Source organism: Nostoc sp. (assembly GCF_041747015.1).
In the GTDB taxonomy this organism is placed as follows: Bacteria; Cyanobacteriota; Cyanobacteriia; order Cyanobacteriales; family Nostocaceae; genus Nostoc.
The window spans coordinates 1-24,745 of record NZ_JBGTFY010000044.1; the positions used below are offsets into that span (position 1 = coordinate 1).

The following is a 24,745-nucleotide window of genomic DNA, read 5'->3' on the forward strand; positions in this document are numbered from 1 at the left end:
TTAACTGCAACAATACCAATGGCAGTAGATTCAAGGGTAGAACGAAGTAATGATAGGGATTTTTCTAGTTCTACCTCCTTTGTCTTTAGTTGAGAAACTTCCTGTTGCAAATAGTCTTTGACACCCTTGAATTCATCAGTCCACTTTTGCACGCTCAGTTCTACTATTTCCTCATTTTTTTCGCGAACAAAAGCACAGCCAAATTCTGTATCTTGGTGTTTTACATAGCTAATGGATATTTCTCCTAAAAATATCTGACCTCCTTTTCTCCGATAGCGAGATTTAAATGTCAGGGAACCCTGTGAGCTAATATCTGACCAATTGTGTAAAGAAAAGTCTACATCTATGTCATGCAGCCTCATGGAAAGTAATTCCTCACGGGAATACCCAGTCATCAGGCAAGTCGCATCGTTGACATAAAGAAACTGGGCGTTTGTCCCTAAACAAAAAGCAGCATCTACAGCTTGATTTATTAGGAAGTGAGCAAATTTCATCTCCATTTCTGGCTGTAGCGGCCATTGAGTGTTTGATCTAGCTAATGTGTAATCGCCAGAATTCATATCCCTACCTGCTCCTGATAATCAATCAGCACCACAGTACTGAATGTGCTAATAATCACAACATTATAAAATGTTTTGCTTCACTGCTAGGCTGTCAAAAAGTAAGATTAGTGAGCAATTCTAAGAATCTTAACAAAACTTATCATATCAATAAAAAGTGAATAATTTAACCAAAGTTTACTAAATAATTAAAATAATTAAAATTTTTGTTTACTTAAAAAGCTTTACATGGTTATGAAAAACTTAGACAAACCATATCGAGATTAGTCAGTAAACCTTAATTAGATAAGAGTTCAAAACCCTTAATCTATTAAGTAGAAAAGATATTTCAAATTTAAATTAGTCCCATACCAGAGCTTAAGTAGTACCGATGTGCGGAATTTGTGATACTCGCCTTTGGCGAGAAGCAAGATACTTAATTCCTAGATCGCAAGAGTTTCATTGATTTAGAATAGGTGGTTTACTGACGCTATTATTTATTAATACAGAATAGCGTCAGTAAACCAACAACATCTCTAGTCCGAAGCCAGCTACAAAATCGTTGAAAAACCCATAACATCATCTTTTTGAATTAAAGCGTACTCCTGTAAAAGAGCAAGCTACGCACAGGTTCTCAAAAATTTGTTATACCAGTGTAGAATCATTTGATTATCAACACAAATGAATTTCCTCTGTTTAGCTGAACTTGAATGAGCAAATTTTACTCATCAATTTATTTTTTTAATTTATCTTAACTTAATCTCTCATGGATTGAACCACATAAAAGTATGCTTAGTCATCTGTCGCAAGGAGTACATTAGCATAGAGCAAACACGTAAAATTATACGTATATTATTGTGTTGTGTTGTTTTTTATAAAGAAATATAGTAATGTACTAAGCATTTGTGTTTAAATTATTTGTTGCCAAATAGACTTCATAAATTAATTACGTACTGAATACTTAGTCATCTCTCAAAGAAAATATAAAAAACTAAGAAACTATGTCTTTATCTTCACAAATAATTGACTCAAAGAGTGTTTAGTGGCAATATGAAGACTGCAAAGGTGTTGTAGTTTTACTCATGCTTCAATTAAGGTAATTTGTGGCAGCGAGTTCAAAAGTCAGGCATTGCTGAATTACAATACCAAAAACTCACCCCTTCAAAGTCCTAAAGCGAAAGAATTGACACCTAATCAAAAGATTTTTCATTGTAAATGTGGTGATATGGCTGATTAGCGTAGGCGCAGCCCGTCGTAGACATCGCAAGGCATAAATCTTTTAGAGTGACTAAGGTGGAAATGTCACAATCACGATCAAAGCGAAAGAATTGACATCCTCATCAAAAGATTTTTCATTGTAAATAGGTTTTTATCATAGTAGTCATCACAATTTAAGAACCTCCCCAGACGGGTTAATAAGTCTGTGGGTACTATTAAAATTAACTATATTAAGTTGTGTAAATATTCTGAGATGCGCTTTAAATAAGCTTTGTTGGTAGTTTACATATCTTTACAATGATCTCAATTTTTCCTCATAAACCTACTTAAGTATTGTCATCATCACAGTAGAAGCGAAAAATTTGACATCTTTATCAGAAAGATTTGTAATTGCACAACGGTGTTCATCTCCTTTATTCTGATCAGAAGAAGCACAGCCTCAACTGTCGTGTGCTTCTAGTAAAAATTTTTTGTACTGCGCTCATAAGGATCAGTCAGCAGCGATCAACCATTTCCACTATCGACCAAGCTCGGTCATAGCTGTAAAAAACAACAGAGTTGTTTGTATTAAATATTGCTAACGCTGTGATTGTAAATTAAAGAGCCTTTGTGTAACTTAATGTAATCATGTGAAACCAATGAGTCAAAACTATACTGGTTCAAACTCTCCTCTAGTCACCACTGAGCCATACAAGGAATTTCCATCAAACAGATATGTAGAATCTGTGTCTGACGTTTCCCGTCAACTTGATGAATCGGAAAATAATGGTGGAATTCAGCCTTTTTTAAACGACGAAACAGCCCCAACGCTCTCAGTTGCCGATGCGATCGCTCAAATGTTGGAAAATTTGGGAGTAAGCTACGCTTTTGGTGTCGCAGGTGGTGCAATGGCAAGCCTTTGGGGGGCGCTATCTAATAGCAGTATAGAAGTGTTGAACTTCCGCCATGAAGCCGGAGCCGCATTTGCAGCGACCGAGGCATACTTTGCGAATAATCGCCCCACTGTAGTTTTTACCACAGCAGGCCCAGGAATCACCAACGCCCTCACCGGATTATTTGCGGCTCGTGGGGAAGGCGCAAAGGTAATTTTGTTGTCGGCTTGCACCTCAGCACCGCAGCGTGGACGCTGGGCAATTCAAGAAACCAGTACTTACACATTGCCTAGCGGGGGAATTTTTACCTCAGGAGCGCTATTCAACTATGCAATAACTATTGAATCTGCTGCTCAACTCCCGCAGATTTTTCGGAAACTGGCTCTGGCTATGGCGCAACCAGGCGGATTTGTTGCCCATTTGAGTATTCCCACCAGTGTACAGACAAGTTTAGTTGAGGATATAGCTTTACCTCAACTTGATGTTTCTCCTTTTCCGATGACTGCTTCCAAAGAAGCGATCGCTAAATCTGTAGAATTATTATCAGCTGGCCCCTTTGCCATCTGGGTCGGTTTCGGTGCCCGTGACGCAGCAGACGAAATCCGCCAACTCGCTGAAAAAACTGGAGCAGCTGTTATCTGTTCACCCCGTGGTAAGGGTATTTTCCCTGAAGATCATCCCCAGTTTGTGGGTGTTACAGGTTTAGGCGGTCATGCTTCCGTCTTAACTTATATGGAACAACAACCTCCACTACGTACACTCGTATTAGGAACCCGCCTGGGCGAACCGACTTCCTTCTGGAGTTCGGCGCTGGTTCCAAAAGGCGGCTTTGTCCATGTAGATATTGACCCGGAAGTACCTGGGGTGGCCTATCCACACGTTGAAACTTTTGGAGTTCGGTCTGACATCAAAGCTTTTGTGGAAGAGTTGTTGCAGCAGTTACCAGATGCTCCTGATTCCACAACTTTGTCCCTACCACGTCCAGAACACAAAGAAATTGAACCTGCTCCAGACGTAGATTATCCAGTGCGGCCAGAAGTATTGATGGCAGCAATTCAAAAGATCATTGTTGAGGGTAGTGATGCCGTAGTTATGGCAGAGTGTGGTAACTCCTTTACTTGGTCAACACATTTCCTGCAATTTGCTCAAACTAATCGTTACCGAGTCAGCACCGGAGTCGGAGCAATGGGTCACGCCGTCACCGGAGTCTTGGGTGCAGCAGTGGCGAACAATGGCAAAGCTGTAGGTATTGTTGGTGATGGAGCAATGCTGATGAATAACGAAATCAGTACAGCCGTGAAATACAAAATTCCGGCGATTTGGATTGTACTAAATGACGCTCGTTACAATATGTGCCATCAAGGCATGAAAATATTGGGATTAAAGGGCGCAGACGCAACACTTCCCCCGACGAACTTTGCGATGATTGCTCGTGGTATGGGAGCAGAAGCGATCGTAGTCGTCAGAGAGTCGGATATTGAAGCTGCATTAGAACAAGCGATCGCATCAACTGTTCCCTTTCTGATTGATGTGGTGATTGACCCCGATTGCCCTGCGCCCTCTGGTGCACGTAATAAGAGTTTGGCTGCACAAGGAGTTAAATCAAATGCCGCTAAAAATCCAGCCAAGCAAGTTTCATTTCCAATGGTTTGATTTGAAAAGCTGACAATTTCATTCAATTGTTATAGACACTAAAACACGTGGACAGACCGGGCTTTTTAATGTCCGCAGTCTTAGTCTACTTACCAAAAGCTCAGGATAAAGTACGAGTTTAGAAGCGACAAAAATCATTTTCCAGCCAATAACTACCCAATAAAACTGGAACTTCAAATTTTTGATTTTTGAACACTACTTTATTCTAGCTTCATCCTGTCTTAATATTCGAGATTGGTTTTGTGTCTATCTCTTTACATTTCGTAATGATTATTACTTTGAGGTCAAGATGCTGCTATTTGAAACTGTTAGAGAAATGGGTCACGAGCAAGTTCTCTTCTGTCATGGTAAAAATCCCGAAATTAAGGCAATTATTGCCATCCATGATACGAGCTTAGGCCCAGCAATGGGAGCTACAAGATTGTTTCCTTATGTCAACGAAGAAGCTGCTTTAAAAGATGCACTTCGTCTAAGTCGGGGGATGACATATAAAGCTGCCTGTGCCAACATTCCGGCTGGTGGCGGAAAAGCAGTCATTATCGCTAATCCTGATCATAAAACAGATGATCTATTGAGAGCTTACGGACGTTTTGTTGATAGTCTCAATGGACGTTTTATTACCGGACAAGATGTCAATATTACCCCTGACGATGTCCGCACAATCAGTCAAGAAACTAAACACGTTGTTGGGGTATCAGAAAAGTCTGGTGGGCCTGCTCCCATAACATCATTAGGAGTTTTTCTAGGAATTAAAGCCGCTGTAGAGTCTCGTTGGCAAAGCAAAAGACTTGATGGCATGAAAGTTGCAGTTCAAGGCTTAGGAAATGTAGGTAAAAATCTCTGTCGGCATTTACATGAGCATGATGTCAAGCTTTTTGTTACCGATGTAGATCCAGCCAAAGCAGAAGAGGTAAAACGGCTTTTTGGCGCAACTGTTGTAGAACCAACAGAAATTTACGCTCTTGATGTAGATATATTTTCTCCTTGCGCTTTGGGAGGAATTCTTAATAGTCATACAATTCCTTTTCTACAAGCTCCAATTATTGCTGGTGCAGCTAACAATCAATTGGACAATGAGCTACTACATAGTCAAATGCTTGCCAAAAAAGGGATTCTTTACAGCCCTGATTATGTAATCAATGCCGGAGGACTAATCAACGTTTACAACGAAATGATTGGTTATGACGAAGAAAAAGCTTTCAAGCAAGTGCATAACATTTATGACACATTACTAGCAATATTTGATATTGCTAAACAGCAGGGACTTACTACTAACGATGCTGCAAAACGATTAGCAGAAGACCGCATTAAGAACGGTAAGCGCAGCAAAATTAAGGCGATCGCAGCTTAATTGTTATTATCTTAAGGAGTGAAAAGTGGAAAAAAATACTTTTGCAACATCAGCTTACATTGCTACTTCACCAGAGAGCGCCTTTGAGTACCTTTGTAGTTTAAAAAACTTGGACGAATGGACGCTTTATAGCCGGATGCAAGAGCAAGTTGACGAGGATACTTGGCTCGGAACTGCATCTGGTTATCACAAAAATCTTTACTATCACGTTAAGAAACTAGAAAATCCGCTTTTCTATGGCATTGAATGGCACTGCGGATTAGAGTACCAAAAATATTTTCAGGTTTACCCTGTTTTGCTGTTTCCTACAGACTACATCGAGCCGGGTACAGATGAAAAAGGTGTGTATTTTCACTGGTTGAGCTTTGTCGATCCAAAACGACAGACTCAGATGATTATGCAGGGGATTCATACAGTACACACTTCCGAATGTCGTTCTCTCAAAGGTAATTTAGAACGCAAGGCTGGTCTGACCGCAGCAGCGAAAGGAAGACATTTTATCGATACTGACACCATCTATGTTGATGCTCCAATTGAAATTGGCATTGAATACTTAAAAGACTTAAAAAATATAGATGAGTGGGCGCATTTACTCCGCCCAAATGGCGAGATTGGTCTGGAATCAGGTGAATTCAAAGATGAATATGACCAAAAGGTAAAAGTTTCTGTACGGCTGCATAGTCTGAGTAAATACTACTTGCTTGAACAGGAGCAGTTTTATCCAGAATACGAATATTATCAGCGTTCTGTGGCACTACTTATTCCAACTGCCTACGCTTTTGCTGATCCAGAGGCTTCTGGTTTTATTCTGCATCGAATCACCTTCTGGAAAACAGATGGAACTGTAACCCACGGCAAACTTCAGATTGAAGACTTTGGGGCTGAGAGCATGAACATCAAACGTTTACTCGAAGCCCAAGCTGGCAACCTAAAATCATTTGATCGGGGAATGAGCTATCTACCAAAAACTCAAGAATCACTAATTACTAATTAAAACCTTAGCGTTCCTCTGCGCTTCCCTCAGCGTTCCTACCCTGCGGGAAGGCGTACCCCTCCGGGGAAGCAAGCTACGCGTAGCGTCTCGTAGAGAAGCGCCTATGCGTTTAAAATTCAACCCTCAATTCCCCAAGCTCTACTAACAAGCAACATTGCAACACATGAAACTGAAACAACTTACTATTACTTTCCTTACTTTTTGTGTTGCCGCTTTTTCGGGGATGAAAGCTGCGTCAGCTGCATCATTTTCGGTAATCGCCGACGGTCTATATAATGCCGGTGGTCTGAGCTTTGGCCCTGATGGTAATCTCTATGTTACAGAGGCGGGAATAGGGGGAAGTGGCGATTGTGTTCCACCACCAAGTGGTCAAGGCGATTCCTTATGCTATGGCACAAGTGGTGTAGTTACCAAAATTGCAAATGGTAAGACTGATCGCATACTTACAGGACTTCCTTCCTTAGCATTACCTGATGGGACTGGAGCCGCTGGTCCTCGTGATCTCAAATTTGATGCTACAGGTAAGCCTTACGTTTTGATTGGGTATGGCGCTAATCCAGCCTTTCGCGATCGCAATCTAGGTAACACTGACCTCGGTAAAATTATTGCTGCCGATTTTAATACCAATTCCTGGACAAGTGTTGCCGATTTAGCTAACTATGAACTCGCCAACAATCCTGATGATGGTGATGTCGGTAGTAATCCCTTGGGTTTTGTCATAGATGGCAATAAGTTGGTTGCAGTTGATGCAGGTGCAAACGACTTGCTAAGTGTGAATACTGATGGTAGTAATTTGCAGGTGATGGTTGCGTTTCCCCAAGATATATTGACTAATCCCATCTTTCCACCTTCCGACACCCCATCCAATGAACCTGCACAGGTGCCAACTCAAAATGAACCGACACTATCCGAGTTTGCAACTCAACCAGTACCCTCAAGTGTAGCCAAAGGGCTTGATGGCGCTTATTATGTCAGCCAATTTACTGGTTTTCCTTTCCCCGAAGGTGGGGCAAAAATCTATCGAGTTGGTGCTGATGGCAAGCCAACAGTTTATGCAGATGGTTTTACCCAACTCACAGACTTGGAATTTGATACTGAAGGCAATTTATATGCTTTGCAGTACGCCAATCAATCAGCCTGGAAGGGTAATTTTGATGGTTCTGTAATCAAAATAGCTACGGATGGCACACGCACAACTCTTCTGAGTGGTAATGGATTAGAGTCGCCTAGCGCCCTGACTATTGGTTCTGATGGTGCAGTATACGTCACAAACCGAGGCGATCGCCCTGGATTTGGACAAGTTCTCAGAATTGAAAATATCAAATCTGTCCCTGAACCTGATTCTGCTTTGGGTGTATTAGCGATCGGTATTTTAGGCGTTGGTTGGTTGCACAACAAGAGAAGCCGCAAAAGCCTACAGGCTCACAGTCCTACAAAATTTCTTCTGAATTCTGACCTCTGAATTCTTCTTGATAAAAGTTTCCCCAAACAACTTATTTAATTCTCAATCTCCAAAAGTATGAAACTCAAATCACTTGCTCTGACATCTGTTACATTTTGTTTTGCTGCTATTTGTGGAACATCATCTGCACAAGCTGCAACCCTAACGACAATTGTCGATGGAGTCAGTAATGCACGGGGCGTTAGCTTTGGCCCTGACGGGACTCTCTACGTAGCAGAGCCAGGTATCGGCGGAAACGGAAATTGCCAACCATCTCCGAGTACACTGTTTCAGCCGATCTGTGCTGGTAATAGTGGTTCACTCGTCAAAGTGACACCAGACGGCATCAAACAACGTATACTTAACAACTTTCAATCTCTAGCAGAACAACCCACCGGCAACCAAGGCGCTGGTATTCAAGACATCCAATTCGATTCTCTAGGAAATGCTTATCTTCTGACTGGGTTTGCTGGTTATCCAGGAAACCGTGATTTAGAAACACTTACCCTTGGTGCTGATTTCCCCGTTCCACCGCAGCAACTTGTTACTTTTCCACCATCCACACCCGATAAAGTACTGAATACCCCGCTCTTAGCCCAACTTTTTAAAGTTGACTTGAACACCGGAGAACTGGACAGTATTTTTGACTTCGCCAAATATGAAATCACTAATAACCCAGACGGTGGGGATGTAGTTACCAATCCTTTTGATTTGACAATTGATGGTGATAATGCTTATGTCGTTGACGGTGGTGGAAACGCCGCTTACAAAATCAAACTTGATGGAACTGAATCTCGCGTAACTGCAATCCCTAAGAAAGTTCTTAGTGCTTCAATATTGCCACCTTTACCACCAGGACAAGAACTTCCTCCAGGCTTAATAGACATACTTCCGGGAGGACAAGTTGCACTTCAATCGGTATCGACAGGTGGCGCAATTGGTCCCGACGGAGCTTTGTACGTTGGTGAATATACAGGTTTTCCTTATCCAGATGGTGAATCGCGGATCTTCCGCATCGGCGAAGATGGGAACCCAGAAGTTTTTCTAGATGGGTTTACGCACATTACTGACCTAACTTTTGATGAAGCAGGCAATTTGCTAGTGTTACAGTTCAGCGACACATCCCAGTTAGGGGGTGACATACGCTACCTCCCTGGTTCCCTGATTAAAGTTGCTCCCGATTTAACTCGCACAACACTTGTCGCTGCTGGTGAAGGGCTGGAGTCGGCTGCTGGAATCGATATTGGTTCTGACGGGCAGATTTATATCACCAAACGCGGTGTAGGTCCAGCACTAGGGTCGGTTGTTCGGGTGGATGGTATCGTTACAGAAAGAGTCCCCGAACCTGCTTCAATAGTCGGCTTATTAGCACTTGCTGGTGTAGGCGCAACTGCTGCAAGCAAGAAGCGCAAACACTTGCTAGCCAAAGCAGAGATAGTTTAATTCGCTCTGCTTAAAGAATAGGCTGCTGCCTCACACAGAAAGTTGCATTTCAAAGAGGAGGTAGCAGCCTAAAATTCCGAGTTCCCAAACTGGGACTGGGAACAAAATTATTCTCAGCAAGAGTATACCTCATACAACCAGGACTTAAAAGTCATGAAATTGGTCAAAAATTTATCCGTTGGCATTCTCGGTGCTGGCTTTATGGTGTTGGCTACAACTGTCCAAGCCAACGCTGTAACACTAACTTACGAAAGAAGTATCGGCAGTCCTGGCTTTGGCCCTGGAGAACTCTTTGTTCCTCAAGGGATAGCGGTGGATAGCCAAGGGAATACCCTCATCGCTAACGGACGCGGTATTAACCCGGCGGATGGTACTCCTAACTACAGCCTCGGTAACAAAATTGAAATATTTAATCCTAGCGGTCAGTATATTGGAGCAATTGGCTCCGGCGGCACAGGACCGGGACAGTTTGACGAGCCAACAACTGTAGACTTTAATCCAGTAACAGGGGATCTGTATGCAGGTGATGTTTACAACAACCGCGTGAATCAATTCGATTCTCAGGGTAACTTTATTAGATCCTTTGCAAATGGACAATTTACCGGTCTCATACCAGGTAGGATTTTCTTTGGACCATCTGGTGTGACATTTGACAAAGCTGGCAACGTGTACGTTGGTGATTTTAACGGCGAAAGGCTCCTTAAATTCACATCAGACGGAGAGCAAATTGGTGTCATTGGTGGCACTGTGGGCACTGCACCTGGCCAATTCCAAGGTTTAGCTGGTGCAAGAATTTCCCCAGTTAGTGGAAATATCTTTGTAGCTGACCAGTATAACAACCGCGTTCAAGTACTCGATCCAAATGGTAACCCTCTGTTGGCATTTGGTTCAGCAGGTAGCGAACCTGGACAGCTTCTTCAGCCAATTGGCATCGAAGTGGACGAATACGAGAATGTTTATGTAGCCGATTCTATCAATAGCCGCGTTCAGGTATTCGATAAAAACGGTAACTTCTTGACTTCCTTCGGTGAAAATGCCCGCGATGCATCAGGTAATCCTGTACCGCCTCCAGCATTAACTGGTCCTCCTTTTGGCAACCCCCTCGACCTCGCTCCAGGCAGATTTAACTGGACAGGTGGCACAAGCTACAAAGATGGCAAGCTTTACGTGGGCGATTTCTTCCAAGGTCGCGTCCAAGTGATAAATGTAACAGACAGAAAGCCAGTGCCTGAATCTAGTTCAGTATTAGGTTTAGCATTGCTCGGACTTGGAGCTGCTACCGTCACATTGAGAAAACGTGGCCAACAGAAGCTAGTCTTCGGTTTAGGGAAATAACTCAAAATCTGCTGCTTGAGTAGCAGTAAGGTGGGCTTTACTTGTTTTTTTAGAATTCTGAAAGTTCCGAGTTCTGAGTCAATACCCTTGGATTAAGATCCCCCCGCCTCCGGCGACCCCCTTAAAAAAGGGGTAAAGAGATATTAGCCCCCCTTAAAAAGGGGGGTTGGGGGGATCTCTGAACGCTAAACCCAAGCGTATTGAGTTCGGAGGCTGAAGTTCCGACTTCAGAGGTCGAAGTTCCGAGTTCAAAGGTCAAAGTTCCAAGTTCAAAGGTCGAAGTTCCGAGTTCAGAGGTCAAAGTTCCGAGTTCAGAGGTCGAAGTTCCGAGTTCAGAGGTCAAAGTTCCGAGTTCAAAGGTCGAAGTTCCGAGTTTAGAGCTAGTTAATGAATATAAATTGCAGTTTAATCCAGACTTACTTTGACAGCAATGAGTTAGCGATGCCCACTTTACGAACAAGAGAAAAACTAAAAACCGTGCAACACGACAAAGCCAACATTATCAAGGTGCTTTTAGGAGATTAAAAGTTCATGCGAATTCTGATTTATTCATACAACTATTATCCAGAGCCAATTGGGATTGCACCTTTGATGACTGAACTAGCAGAAGGGCTGGTGAAGCGAGGGCATCAAGTGCGGGTAATCACAGGTATGCCGAACTATCCTCAGCGGCAGATTTACGATCGCTATCGAGGTAAGTTATACGTTACTGAACATCAAAATGGTGTCACCATTCAACGTAGTTACCTGCGGATTAAGTCCAAACCTAACCTTGTAGACCGACTACTGCTAGAGTTGAGCTTTGTTTTTACGAGTTTACCGCAAGCTCTCAAGGGACACAAACCTGATTTAATTCTCTCAACAGTTCCGCCGTTACTGGTTTGCTTACCTGCAACTTTAATAGGTTGGCTATATAATTGCCCAGTCGTGCTAAATGTGCAAGATATTCTCCCGGAAGCGGCTGTGCGTGTTGGGCTGATTAAAAATAAGTTGATGATTTCAGTTCTGGAAGCCCTAGAAAAATTTAACTACTGGACTGCACATAGAATCAGCGTGATTGCCGATGGCTTTGTGGATAATTTAATAAATAAAGGTGTACCTGCGAATAAAATTGCTTGCATTCCAAACTGGGTAAATACAAATTTTATTCGCCCCTTATCGAAGGAGAATAACTCTTGGAGAGCTACACATCAACTGGATGGTAAATTTGTAGTGCTTTATTCAGGTAATATTGCTCTTACCCAAGGTTTGGAGACAGTAATCGAAGCAGCAGCTCGCTTGCGTCATATTAATGATATTACCTTTGCGATCGCAGGTGAATCTCAAGCTCTCGAAAGGTTGCAAAAACATTGTCTTGTTTGTGGTGCAGATAACGTTTTGCTTTTACCATTGCAACCACGAGAACAACTACCGCAAATGTTGGCAGCCGCAGATGTCGGGTTGATTGTCCAAAAGCGCAATGTGATTTCCTTCAATATGCCTTCTAAAATACCACTGTTGTTAGCCAGTGGTCGCCCAATTGTCGGTTCAGTTCCCGCCACTGGTACTGCTGCCAAAGCCATCCGACAAAGTGGCGGCGGTATTATTGTTGAGCCAGAGTCAGCAGATGCTTTGGCCAGTGCGGTATTGGATTTATATAATCAGCCGGAATTAGCAGCAAAATTAGGACGCAAAGGCAGAAAGTTTGCGGTGGAAAACTATTCCTTTGAGCAAGCGATAGTTCAGTATGAAGAATTATTTTTTGATGTGATTGCCAAAGGCTCAACAACTTTGGATATCTTGCCCGAAATGAGTTCTAAAGAATCACTTGTTGATATTTGAAAATTGGGGACGGGAAAAATGCCTTTAAAATCCTCTTATTCAGATCAGCTTAAAAAAACCGACGAAAGCTTGATCGCGTTACTGAGCGATCGCTTATCATTATTAGCAGCATCAGAATCTCCTTCTTTAGATGAACAACTCGCTGATGTGGCTCCCCTACTTGCTCAAGCTGGTATTCCTGAATCTGTTTGGCTAGGTGTGCTGAAAAGTTGTCATGCTACTCTAATTCCTACTCATGCAACAAATCATGTTAGTCCCCGACAAATTACGATCATCGGTGGACATGGCAGAATGGGAAGATTATTTAAAGAGCAGCTTTCGCTAGTGGGTCACAATGTTAGCGTTCTCGAACACCAGGATTGGGAGTACGCAGATCAACTATTAGGTCAGGCAGAGTTAGTATTAGTAAGCGTTCCCATTGAGCATACAGTTGATGTGATCAAGCGTGCAGCTAAATACCTGTCCCCAAATACAGCTTTGTGTGATATAACGAGCATTAAAACACGGCCAACTCAAGCAATGCTTGAACACCATTCAGGCGCAGTTATCGGCTTACACCCGATGTTTGGGCCAAATATAAAATCGTTTTTAGGACAAAAAGTAGTGGTGTGTCCAGGTCGAAATGATGATTCATTTCACTGGTTATTAGACTTTATCAAAAGTCAAGGTGGAGAGTTAATTACTTGCACACCTGAAGAACATGACCAGATGATGGTGATTGTGCAAGCAACGCAGCACTTTTGTAGATTCAGTCTTGGCGTTTTCTTGGCAGATGCAAGAATAAATATAGAGCAGAGTTTAACAATGTCAACTCCTAACTACCGTCAAGAAATTGACATTGTTAAGCGTTTGTTTTCTCAAAACCCTCGCTTATGTGTGGATATCATGCTTGCTACAGAAGAAAGATGTGAGGCAATTAGTTATTTAGCGAATACCTACAGCCGTTTGGCAAGACTGGTGGCGAGTAAAGATCGAGACGGATTAATTAAAGAATTTGAAAACACTGAAAGCTTTTTTGATGAGGAAGTAAACACTTTTGGAGAGCCTTTAAATAAAACTTTTAAAAAGGCTCTCCAAAAAGATTTTAAACCAAAAAAAGCACACAAGTATTAACGCTTGAAAAATAAAAATGCAAAAATATGATAGTTGACATCAGACAAAAAAGTAAATTCAATCTGCAATCAATTCATCAACGGGTTTCGGTTACTTTCAACTACGAGGTTCACTTTACCCAAAATTTATTTGAGTTGAAAAATCCCACTTTAGCCCAAGTAATTACAGCGGATGGCGAGACAAAGCCGAAAAAAGTCGTAGCAGTAATAGACGCCGGAATATTGCAGCATCAACCTGAATTGGTTAAGCAATTAGTCGCGTATACCAAATTTTATGCAGAGATACTAGCGATCGCAGCTGAACCAATGATAATTTTAGGAGGAGAAGCTGCCAAAAACGATCGCACCTTATTAAACCAAATCCATGAAATGACTGAAGCAGCCGGATTATGTCGCCATTCCTACTTGTTAGCGATCGGGGGCGGGGCTGTGTTGGATTTGGTAGGATATGCTGCTGCAACGGCTCACCGGGGAATTCGCTTGATTCGGATTCCGACGACGGTGTTAGCACAAAATGATTCTGGGGTTGGAGTCAAAAATGGCATCAACGCCTTTGGTAAAAAGAACTTTCTTGGTACATTTGCGCCACCTTATGCTGTTGTTAATGACTCTGCATTCTTGACAACCCTAGACGATCGCGATTGGCGTTCTGGAATCGCGGAAGCAATTAAAGTGGCGCTGATTAAAGATGCTAACTTTTTTGATTTTATCGAATCTCACACCGCAGCACTTGGGCGGCGAGACATGGATACTATGCAACAAGTTATCTATCGTTGCGCCCAGTTGCACTTAGAACATATTGCCAACAGTGGTGATCCTTTTGAAATGGGTTCGTCTCGTCCTCTGGATTTTGGACATTGGGCGGCTCATAAATTGGAGCATTTGACAAATTATCGCTTGCGTCACGGCGAAGCAGTTGCGATCGGTATTGCTTTAGATAGCACTTATTCTTATCTTTTGGGACTGCTAGATTATTCCGAGTGGCAACAGATACTAAATACTTTCTTGGCGCTGGGTTTCACGTTGTATGTACCAGAATTAGCTGAGAAGTTATCACAGTTTGAACATCCTCGTTGTCTATTTCGAGGTTTGACTGAGTTCCGCGAACATTTGGGAGGGGAATTGACTTTAATGTTGTTGCAGCGGATTGGTAAAGGAGTTGAGGTTCATCAGGTGGATTTGTTTTTATATAGGGAAGCAATATCGCTGTTACGGGAATTGAAGGGTGGATTTTAAACACATAGGCGCTTCTCTACGAGACGCTACGCGTAGCTTGCTTCCCCGGAGGGGTACGCCTTCCCGCAGGGTAGGAGTGCTGAGGGAAGCGCGGAGAGACGCGGAGGTTTGAGGGGAATTTGTGAGATTATTTACTACTTTGGAGGGAGGTGAGGAATTTTAAATGGCATTGTTAGGAAATGTACTAGAAAAGCAGGATGAAAAGCGAATAAATTGACATCTAATCGAAAAATTATTCAATGTATTATCTGCTTGATATCTAGTATTGTGAAAGAAGCAAAAAGTTTTTGATTACATCTTTAAAAAAAAACGCAAGTTTGGATAGGTTGAATTAAGTTGACATTATATTATCTGGATTTGGTTTTAATTTGAAGATATAGGACTCCGGTTTGATTTTTGAAACTATACTGAGACTGAAAAGCTCGTTTTACCAGGGTTTCATCTGAAATCTTGTTCAGAAATCAAATATGAGTCCTATAGTTACCAATAATGATTAATGACCATCGACTAATAATTGACTAATCACTATTCCAGAGAAGTTACCCATGATTTTTGATTCCCGTTCTTACAAAACCCTTGGTGGTGTAAGCGTTTCTCGCTCCATTACAGAAGTGAAGATGGACACTGCCCTTGAAGAGGTTCTTTTCTATCTAAATTCTCAGCGTGGAGGCTTGTTAAGGAGCAGCTACGAATATCCAGGGAGATATAAGAGATGGGCGATCGGATTTATCAATCCACCACTGGAATTGACTACACAGGAGAATGCTTTCACTTTGATAGCGTTGAATGAACGTGGTCAAATACTTTTACCTTTACTTCTTGAGTGCTTATCCAACTCCAAACAACTTGAGAAAGTTACCCAAAATAATAACGACATTGTCGGATTTGTTAAATCTACCAAAAAAACATTTACCGAAGAAGAGCGTAGTAAGCAACCTTCAGCATTTACTGTTGTCCGCGAAATTCTACATACTTTCTCTAGTCAAGAAGACGAGCATTTAGGATTATATGGTGCCTTTGGTTATGACTTAGTTTTCCAGTTTGAACCAATTACCCAGCGTTTGGAACGTCCTAAAGATCAACGAGATTTAGTGCTTTATCTGCCTGATGAATTGATAGTTGTTGACTACTATCAACAACGCGCATTTTGTCTAAAATATGATTTTGAAACAGCGCATGGCAGCACTAAAAATCTGCCTCGAACAGGTGAGTCTGTAGATTATCGAGGAAAACATCTTCTCCCGAATCAAACTGGTGACCATAAAACAGGCGAGTATGCGAAAAAAGTTGAGGCTGCACTCGATTATTTCCGCCGAGGCGACTTATTTGAAGTGGTTCCCAGTCAGAACTTTTATGAAGGTTTTGAAGACCTACCTAGTAAGCTGTTTAACACCTTAAAGGAAATCAATCCCAGTCCTTATGGATTTATTTTTAATTTAGGTGGAGAATATCTAATTGGTGCATCTCCAGAAATGTTTGTGCGAGTTGAGGGTAGGCGGGTAGAAACTTGTCCGATTAGTGGCACTATTAGCCGGGGACAAGATGCTCTTGACGATGCGGTGCAAATTCGTCAGTTACTCAACTCGCACAAAGATGAAGCTGAGTTGACTATGTGTACTGATGTCGATCGCAATGACAAATCCCGCATCTGTGAACCTGGTTCGGTACAAGTAATTGGTCGTCGCCAAATTGAATTATATAGCCACTTGATTCACACAGTGGATCATGTTCAGGGTACACTGCGATCGCAATTTGATGCTTTAGATGCCTTTCTCTCGCATACATGGGCAGTTACAGTTACCGGCGCACCCAAAAAAGCTGCAATAAATTTTCTTGAACAGCACGAAAAGAGCGCTCGACGTTGGTATGGTGGAGCAGTTGGCTATTTAAATTTCAATGGGAATTTAAATACTGGATTAATTCTGCGGACAATCCGATTAAAAGACTGCATCGCTGAAGTGCGAGTTGGTGCAACTGTCCTTTATGACTCTGTACCCCAAGCAGAAGAACAAGAAACAATTACTAAAGCCGCCGCTTTATTTGAAACAATTCGTCGTGTTAAGCAAACGAGTCAAAAAATTCATCAGTCCAGTCCGATAAAATTAAGTAAATACCCCCCAAGTGTGAAACCTGGCAAACGCATTTTACTAATAGACTATGAAGACTCGTTTGTGCATACACTGGCTAATTACATTCGCCAAACGGGTGCAAGTGTTACTACACTCCGTCATGGTTTCTCAGAATCACTATTCGACACAGAACGACCTGACTTAGTTGTTTTATCACCTGGACCTGGTAGACCAAGTGATTTTCGGGTGCCAAAGACAGTTGATGCCCTTGTTCGTCGCCAAATTCCCATTTTTGGAGTTTGTTTGGGACTACAAAGCATCGTTGAAGCTTTTGGTGGAGAATTGGGAGTTCTTGACTATCCCCAACATGGTAAATCTTCACGCATCTCCGTTACAGATTCCAATTCCGTAACCTTCAAAAACTTACCTGCATCCTTCGCAGTAGGTAGATATCATTCATTGTTTGCCCTACCAGAATGTTTACCAAAAGAACTTCAGGTGACAGCGATTTCTGATGACAATGTAATTATGGGTATTGAGCATCAGACACTTCCCATCGCCGCAGTTCAGTTTCATCCAGAATCAATTATGACTTTAGCAGGAGAAGTCGGTCTGGAAATCATTAAAAATGTAGTGCGTGCATATACCAAAACTGTAGAATCATTAGTTATTGGGCGTGGGGTATAAGGTATGGGGCATTGGGCATTGGGAATTGGGCATTGGAACTAAATTCTTCCCAATACACAACTCCTAACTCCCAACTCTTAACTCCTAACTCCCCATTACCCTTTATCTCCAGAGGGAACCCCACCTTCCCCACTCCCCCTAACAAATTATGACTAACCCAGTTGCGCCTTCCCGCCATATTCTTGAAGACATTGTGTCGCATAAAAAGCAAGAAGTTGCCCAAATGCAGCAAGAATTGGCTTTAGCTTCTTTGCAACAACAGTTAAATGCAGCCCCGACTGTGCGAAATTTCCTGACGGCTTTGCAGGAAAATCCTAGCCAACCCAGTTTAATTGCTGAGGTAAAAAAAGCATCACCTAGCCGTGGGATTATCAGAGCAGATTTTGACCCAGTAGCGATCGCTCAAGCTTATGAACGAGGTGGTGCAGCTTGTCTATCAGTGCTGACTGACCAAAAGTTTTTTCAAGGTAGTTTTGATAACCTGGGTCGTGTGCGTAAGCAAGTTGCATTACCCCTACTGTGCAAAGAGTTTATCATTGACCCCTATCAAATATATTTAGCACGGACAGCCGGTGCAGATGCAGTCTTGTTGATTGCTGCCATTTTATCAGACCAAGAACTCCAAGATTTTTTGCAAGTGATTCATGATTTGGGCATGAATGCACTGGTAGAAGTTCATACCTTGGCTGAACTAGATCGAGTCCTAAAGCTTGACGACTTACGTTTAGTAGGAATCAACAACCGCAATTTAGAAGATTTTACCCTTGATTTAGGAACAACACAGCAACTTTTAGCACGGCGACAGCCAGATTTGCAAAGCTTAGATATCACCGTCGTTAGTGAGTCTGGATTGTATACACCTGCTGATTTATCTCTTGTCGCTGAGGCTGGTGCCCGTGCAGTTTTGATCGGAGAGTCTTTAGTTAAACAAAGCGATGTAGAACAAGCTGTGCGTAGTCTTTTAAAGGCTGAGTCCTGAAGGAAGCTTAAAAAATGATCCCCCCAACCCCCCTTAAAAAGGGGGGGCTAAGAATAGCTCTATTTCCCCCTTTTTAAGGGGAGCCAGCGCGGTCTTCTCCCAAAGGGAGAGGCTAGTGCCAAGGGGGTTTGCCCCATGAGCGACTGGCGTGGACTAAGGGGGATCTTTAAGGATAACCGAACCCTTATTGCTCGATGACGAAGCTAAAAGGCTCAACGACGGAGTTAAAAGGCTCAACGACGGAGTTAAAAGGTTCAACGACGGAGCTAAAAGGTTCAACGACGGAGCTAAAAGGCTCAACGACGGAGTTAAAAGGTTCGTTGACGGAGTTAAAAGGCTCAACGACGAAGCTAAAAGGCTCAACGACGGAGCTAAAAGGTTCAACGACGAAGCTAAAAGGCTCAACAATAAAAAATCTAGCGTGGACATCGCTAATTGCTAATTGTTGATTATTCCAGAACGATTAATTAATCATTAACTATTTTTCAGAATGACTTCTATCTCCGCTCACTTTCAAACTTTACGCGATCGCCAACAGTGTGCTTTAATCCCCTTTATCACAGCCGGCGATCCTGACCTAGAAACTACAGCCGAAGCTTTACGTATTTTAGATCGCAACGGTGCTGACTTCATCGAGTTGGGCGTTCCCTACTCCGATCCTCTCGCAGATGGCCCTGTGATTCAAGCAGCAGCAACCCGCGCTTTACAAAAAGGCACTAAATTAGAGCAAGTGCTAGAGATGTTGCACACATTGAGTCCTAGCCTGAAAGCGCCGATAATTCTATTTACTTACTACAATCCCATTTTGTACCGGGGTATCAAATCATTTTTGGGAGAAATTGCCACTGCTGGCGTGAAAGGCTTAGTAGTACCAGACTTACCCTTAGAAGAGTCAGAAGAATTAATCCAGACTGCTGCATCTTTTGGAATTGAGGTAATTCTACTCGTAGCTCCTACTAGTTCTAAAGATAGGATTTTAGCGATCGCTCGTCAATCTCAAGGTTTTATCTACTTAGTAAGCGTCACCGGAGTTACAGGTATTCGCGCTCAAATCCAAGACCGCGTACAAGACTTAATTACCGACTTGCGAAACGTCACCGATAAACCCATCGGCGTTGGTTTTGGCATCTCAGCACCAGAACAAGCGCATCAAGTCATGGAATGGGGAGCAGATGCAGTGATTGTTGGTAGTGCTTTTGTCAAACGTTTAGCCGAAGGTAGCCCAACAGAAGGATTGCAAGCTGTAGAAAAGCTTTGTCGGGAACTCAAAGCAGCAATTACCCCAGTATCCCTGCAACAAGTTGGTTCCGCAAAGTAAAAAGGTACATCATAGTCCCCTCTCGAAGAACCTACGGTGTAAACACAAGTCTGAAATAGCTGAAAAACCCAAGGTTTTACCCCACCCTAACCCTCCCCTTGCAAAGGGGAGGGAACTAGATTTCTTTTTCCCCCCTTTGCAAGGGGAAGAGAACTGGATTTCTTTTTCCCCCCTTTGCAAGGGGGGATTAAGGGGGGTAAACCCTAGGGTGGGGTTCCCTTACCTCACTCAACCGAGAACCGCTATATTCAGTTCTCAAAAATATATTTCAACGTAAAAGGATTTTAACCAGTGGTAAGCATACAAGACATCAAAACTGCAACCGTTCAACCAGATTCTTTAGGCAGATTTGGAAGATTTGGCGGTAAATACGTCCCAGAAACCTTAATGCCTGCATTAAGTGAATTAGAAGCAGCATTTCATCAATACCGCAACGAGCCGAGTTTCCAAGCAGAACTGCAAAACCTACTGCGCGATTATGTCGGACGACCCAGCCCATTATATTTTGCTGAACGCCTGACAACAAACTACGCTAGACCAGATGGCACTGGGCCGCAAATTTATTTGAAGCGTGAGGATTTAAATCATACAGGCGCTCACAAAATTAATAATGCTTTAGCTCAGGTGTTACTAGCTAAACGCATGGGTAAGCAACGGATTATTGCCGAGACAGGTGCAGGACAACACGGTGTAGCAACTGCAACCGTATGTGCTAGGTTTGGTTTGAAATGTGTCATTTACATGGGCATCCACGATATGGAACGCCAATCGCTGAATGTCTTCCGCATGAAATTAATGGGTGCAGAAGTTCGTCCAGTAGAAGCGGGTACGGGAACTCTCAAGGATGCAACTTCTGAAGCAATTCGGGATTGGGTGACAAATGTGGAAACAACCCATTACATCCTCGGTTCCGTTGCAGGGCCTCATCCTTACCCGATGATTGTCCGTGACTTCCACGCGGTAATTGGTGTAGAAACTCGCGCTCAATCCCAGGAGAAATGGGGAGGATTACCAGATATTCTACTGGCTTGCGTGGGTGGAGGTTCCAATGCGATCGGCTTATTCAATGAATTTGTCCATGAAACCTCAGTGCGTCTAATTGGAGTGGAAGCAGCCGGTGAAGGTGTAGATACAGAAAAACACGCTGCTACCTTGACAAAAGGAAAAATAGGTGTATTGCATGGTGCAATGAGCTATTTACTGCAAGATGATGATGGTCAAGTCATCGAAGCTCATTCCATTAGTGCCGGATTAGATTATCCCGGTGTAGGGCCAGAACATAGTTATTTAAAGGATCTTGGCCGCGCCGAATATTACAGCGTCACCGACAAACAGGCGTTAGATGCATTCCAAAAACTTTCGCAACTAGAAGGAATTATCCCAGCTTTGGAAACTGCTCATGCGATCGCATATCTCGAAACCCTTTGTCCTGAATTAGAAGGTAGTCCCCGCATCGTCATCAATTGCTCTGGTAGAGGTGACAAGGATGTGCAAACCGTTGCCAAAGTCCTGATTCCCTAATTTGTCATTTGTCCTTTGTCATTTGTCCTTCGTAAATGACCAATGACTAATGACTAATGACCAATGACCAATGACTAATGACTAATGACCAATATGATAGCTCTAACTCAAATTCCACCTGAAAACACCTACATCTCTTCTGAATTCTACAACTGGCCAGCTTTATTGCAACAGTTGTTAAATCGGCAATCGTTGACGGTTTCCCAAGCTACAGATTTAATGCAAGGTTGGCTCACAGATTCTATCCCTCATGTTTTATCAGGAGCAATTTTAGCCGCAATCCAAGCCAAAGGCGTATCAGCACAAGAATTAGTAGGCATGGCCAGTGTCTTACAATCCCAATCTTCTTACCCCACTCCCCAATCCCCATTCCCCACTCCCCTAATTGACACCTGTGGAACTGGTGGAGATGGCGCTTCAACCTTTAATATTTCGACTGCTGTCGCTTTTGTTGCCGCCGCCGCCGGGGTAAAAGTTGCCAAACATGGCAATCGTTCGGCATCTAGCAAGACTGGTTCAGCTGATGTGCTGGAAGCTTTGGGTATAAATCTCAACGCCACTCCTGAAAAAGTACAAGCCGCAGTAGGTGAAGTTGGAATCACCTTTTTGTTTGCTCCAGGTTGGCATCCTGCACTCAAAGCGATCGCAACTTTACGAAAAACTTTGAAGGTGCGGACTGTTTTTAACTTGCTCGGCCCGCTAGTAAATCCCATGCGGCCGACAGGGCAAATTATTGGTGTGAACGATCCGCTTTTACTAGAGGAAATTGTTCAAGCTTTATCACAACTGGGATGTCAACAAGCGATCGCACTTCACGGACGGGAACGTTTAGATGAAGCTGGTTTAGCAGATGTCACTGACTTAGCTGTACTCCAAGATAAAAAAGTCCGTTCTTTAACGCTGAATCCTCAAGAACTTGGTTTGAGTTTTGCCCCCACTGCGGCGTTACGCGGTGGAGATGTCGAAGAAAATGCTGAAATTTTGAAGGCAGTTCTCCAAGGTAAAGGCACTCAAGCGCAACAGGATGTAGTCGCTTTAAATACAGCCCTAGCGCTCCAAGTTGGTGAAGCCATTCATGGGGAAACGGATGTTTTAGCCGGTTGTGTTAAAGGTATTACCCTTGCGAAGGAAATTCTGCAAAGCGGCGCGGCTTGGACAAAACTAGAACAACTTGCGGAATTTTTGCATGAATCACCAAGGTAGAGGTGCAGCATTGCTCATGCGTGTCAATTTAAGCCAAAAATAGCGTACTGATTAGGTGTTGTTCACCCGCCAGGGAATATAATTCCCTGACTAATTGCTCAAGTCTACTTCAGTAGACTGAAAATTTTCGCGCTCTTTAGTCCTCTTCAGAGGACTTTAGCTATGAGACAGGGATTTACAATCCCTGGCGGACGTGAGGTTTCGCGTTAAGTTGACACCAATGAGCATTGCTGTGCCCCTACGAACGCATTGTATTACACCCAGGAACTATCAAGAACAACCATATACAAGGAAAAACAGATGATTATCATACTTAAAAGCGGTACACCTGTTGAGGAAATTACTCGCATCAGCCAAGAACTGAGTGAAACTTGGGGAGTCACGGTAGAAAAAAGCGTTGGCACTCATAAAGTTGTCTTAGGGCTAATTGGTGATACCACTAGCATCGATAAATTACAGGTTCAAGAATTCAGCCCTTGGATTGAGCAAGTATTACGAGTGCAACAACCTTTCAAGCGGGTAAGCCGAGAATTCCGACATGGAGAAGCCAGCGAAGTTGTTGTACCTACACCCAACGGTGATGTCTATTTCGGCGAACATCACCCAATCGTAGTTGTAGCCGGCCCTTGTTCCGTTGAAAATGAAGCGATGATTGTCGAAACAGCAAAGCGGGTGAAGGCAGCCGGAGCAAAGTTTCTCCGTGGCGGAGCCTACAAACCCCGCACTTCACCTTATGCCTTTCAAGGTTATGGTGAAAGCGCTTTAGATTTATTAGCAGCAGCGCGGGAAGCTACTGGTTTGGGCATCGTCACAGAATTGATGGATGCTGCGGATTTATCAGCAGTGGCGAGAACCGCTGACATAATCCAAATCGGAGCTAGGAATATGCACAACTTCTCGCTGTTGAAAAAGGTAGGCGCTCAAGATAAACCAGTGCTACTCAAGCGGGGGATGTCTGCGACAATTGACGAGTGGTTGATGGCAGCAGAATATATTTTGGCATCTGGAAACCCAAATGTGATTCTTTGTGAACGGGGAATCAGAACCTTTGATGGTAAATATGCCCGGAATACTTTAGATTTATCAGTGCTTCCGGTATTGCGATCGCTAACCCATTTACCGATTATGATTGATCCTAGTCATGGTACGGGTAGGTCTGAATACGTTCCATCGATGGCAATGGCTGCGATCGCAGCTGGTACAGATGCCTTAATGATTGAAGTTCACCCCAATCCCGCCAAAGCTTTATCCGATGGGCCTCAATCTCTCACCCCTGATAAATTTGACCGCTTAGTTCAAGAAATGTCAATTCTAGGTAAAGTAGTCGATCGCTGGTCTACACCTGCATTTGATCGCATTGGTGAAAGCCACATTCTCTTCACGCCAGAACTCTCAAAATAGATAGAGCTTGAGCCACTCCCCCGTTTTGAAAACGGGGGATTCAGGCATCAGACAGAGATTGCAGTCTGAGACTGTCTGACATCTCCTACGCCTAGAGTCGAACTCCCGACTCTTTTAATATTTAAACTAGCATTCTGATCGCGTCCATTCACGACTTGGCACGATGGGCAACGCCACTCTCTGACTGACAAATCCAATTTTTCTAAGACGTGTCCACAGCAAGAGCAAGTTTTACTAGAGGGATACCACTGGTCGATGTAGACCACAAGTTTCCCTTTCTTTTTCGCTATCCATTCCAGGATAGTAATTATTGCAATTCATCCCACCAGTCTCCCTTGGGAGAAAGATGCAAGACTCTGAAATTCAAAAAAATTTCAGAGTCTTGTTAATTGCTGTTTTGCGCTCACAACACTAATAACCCAAGTTGCGGGTTATAAAATTCTGAATGCTTCGTAACCGTTAATTTAGGTAAATGCACATGAAAAGTTGACGATTGCGGTAGAATGCAACCGTACTTTAAAGTGAACCCTAAAGTATAGAAATTAACTTATT

General features: G+C 43.0%; 17 protein-coding genes and 1 pseudogene. 16 read left to right on the top strand and 2 right to left on the bottom strand.

Going from position 1 to position 24,745, the window contains the following annotated elements; genetic code table 11:
- Positions 1 to 560: PAS domain S-box protein (locus ACEW80_RS03470; protein ID WP_373525253.1), on the bottom strand; the 560-nt coding region annotated here is incomplete at its 3' end.
- A gap of 1,835 nt (positions 561 to 2,395) precedes the next feature.
- Between ACEW80_RS03470 and scyA the strand changes: the two genes are divergently transcribed.
- The 16 genes from scyA to aroF all read left to right on the top strand — a co-directional run bounded on the left by scyA (position 2,396) and on the right by aroF (position 24,193).
- Positions 2,396 to 4,282: a scytonemin biosynthesis protein ScyA gene (scyA, locus tag ACEW80_RS03475; protein WP_373525254.1), complete on the top strand. Its 1,887-nt coding sequence runs from the start codon at positions 2,396 to 2,398 to the stop codon at positions 4,280 to 4,282.
- Between the two features lie 289 nt (positions 4,283 to 4,571).
- On the top strand, positions 4,572 to 5,633 hold the full coding sequence (scyB, locus tag ACEW80_RS03480) for a tryptophan dehydrogenase ScyB (protein ID WP_373525255.1): 1,062 nt from the start codon (positions 4,572 to 4,574) through the stop codon (positions 5,631 to 5,633).
- A gap of 25 nt (positions 5,634 to 5,658) precedes the next feature.
- Entirely contained in the window at positions 5,659 to 6,627 is a 969-nt protein-coding gene (gene scyC, locus ACEW80_RS03485) for a scytonemin biosynthesis cyclase/decarboxylase ScyC (protein WP_373525256.1), read from the top strand.
- Between the two features lie 163 nt (positions 6,628 to 6,790).
- Complete coding sequence (locus ACEW80_RS03490; protein WP_373525257.1) at positions 6,791 to 8,089, top strand: ScyD/ScyE family protein; 1,299 nt, start codon at positions 6,791 to 6,793, stop codon at positions 8,087 to 8,089.
- Positions 8,090 to 8,146: 57 nt separating this feature from the next.
- Positions 8,147 to 9,511: a ScyD/ScyE family protein gene (locus tag ACEW80_RS03495; protein WP_373525258.1), complete on the top strand. Its 1,365-nt coding sequence runs from the start codon at positions 8,147 to 8,149 to the stop codon at positions 9,509 to 9,511.
- A 153-nt stretch (positions 9,512 to 9,664) separates the two neighbouring features.
- On the top strand, positions 9,665 to 10,846 hold the full coding sequence (gene scyF / locus ACEW80_RS03500; RefSeq protein WP_373525259.1) for a scytonemin biosynthesis PEP-CTERM protein ScyF: 1,182 nt from the start codon (positions 9,665 to 9,667) through the stop codon (positions 10,844 to 10,846).
- Between the two features lie 531 nt (positions 10,847 to 11,377).
- Positions 11,378 to 12,667 (top strand): glycosyltransferase family 4 protein, encoded by a 1,290-nt coding sequence (locus ACEW80_RS03505; RefSeq protein ID WP_373525260.1) that lies wholly within the window; start codon positions 11,378 to 11,380, stop codon positions 12,665 to 12,667.
- Between the two features lie 18 nt (positions 12,668 to 12,685).
- Positions 12,686 to 13,780, top strand: coding sequence for a bifunctional chorismate mutase/prephenate dehydrogenase (gene tyrA / locus ACEW80_RS03510; protein ID WP_373525261.1), 1,095 nt, complete (start codon positions 12,686 to 12,688; stop codon positions 13,778 to 13,780).
- A 26-nt stretch (positions 13,781 to 13,806) separates the two neighbouring features.
- Entirely contained in the window at positions 13,807 to 15,015 is a 1,209-nt protein-coding gene (locus ACEW80_RS03515) for a 3-dehydroquinate synthase (RefSeq protein ID WP_373525262.1), read from the top strand.
- Between the two features lie 545 nt (positions 15,016 to 15,560).
- Positions 15,561 to 17,771 carry an anthranilate synthase gene (locus ACEW80_RS03520; RefSeq protein WP_373525263.1) on the top strand — a complete coding sequence of 737 codons (2,211 nt, stop codon included), beginning with the start codon at positions 15,561 to 15,563 and terminating at the stop codon, positions 17,769 to 17,771.
- A gap of 148 nt (positions 17,772 to 17,919) precedes the next feature.
- Positions 17,920 to 18,750 carry an indole-3-glycerol phosphate synthase TrpC gene (trpC, locus tag ACEW80_RS03525; RefSeq protein WP_373525264.1) on the top strand — a complete coding sequence of 277 codons (831 nt, stop codon included), beginning with the start codon at positions 17,920 to 17,922 and terminating at the stop codon, positions 18,748 to 18,750.
- A gap of 187 nt (positions 18,751 to 18,937) precedes the next feature.
- The gene (locus ACEW80_RS03530; protein ID WP_373525265.1) at positions 18,938 to 19,192 is read left to right on the top strand and encodes a hypothetical protein; all 255 of its coding nucleotides are present in this window, start codon (positions 18,938 to 18,940) and stop codon (positions 19,190 to 19,192) included.
- Between the two features lie 48 nt (positions 19,193 to 19,240).
- Entirely contained in the window at positions 19,241 to 20,068 is an 828-nt protein-coding gene (trpA, locus tag ACEW80_RS03535; RefSeq protein ID WP_373525266.1) for a tryptophan synthase subunit alpha, read from the top strand.
- A gap of 291 nt (positions 20,069 to 20,359) precedes the next feature.
- Complete coding sequence (gene trpB / locus ACEW80_RS03540) at positions 20,360 to 21,589, top strand: tryptophan synthase subunit beta (protein WP_373525267.1); 1,230 nt, start codon at positions 20,360 to 20,362, stop codon at positions 21,587 to 21,589.
- Positions 21,590 to 21,682: 93 nt separating this feature from the next.
- A complete protein-coding gene (gene trpD / locus ACEW80_RS03545) occupies positions 21,683 to 22,792 on the top strand; it encodes an anthranilate phosphoribosyltransferase (protein ID WP_373525269.1) in 1,110 nt (369 codons plus the stop codon).
- 300 nt (positions 22,793 to 23,092) lie between these two features.
- Complete coding sequence (aroF, locus tag ACEW80_RS03550; RefSeq protein ID WP_373525268.1) at positions 23,093 to 24,193, top strand: 3-deoxy-7-phosphoheptulonate synthase; 1,101 nt, start codon at positions 23,093 to 23,095, stop codon at positions 24,191 to 24,193.
- 47 nt (positions 24,194 to 24,240) lie between these two features.
- Here aroF and ACEW80_RS03555 read toward each other — a convergent pair.
- Positions 24,241 to 24,501 (bottom strand): annotated as a pseudogene (locus tag ACEW80_RS03555) (zinc ribbon domain-containing protein); the annotation flags it as partial.
- Between the last annotated feature and the right edge of the window lie 244 nt (positions 24,502 to 24,745).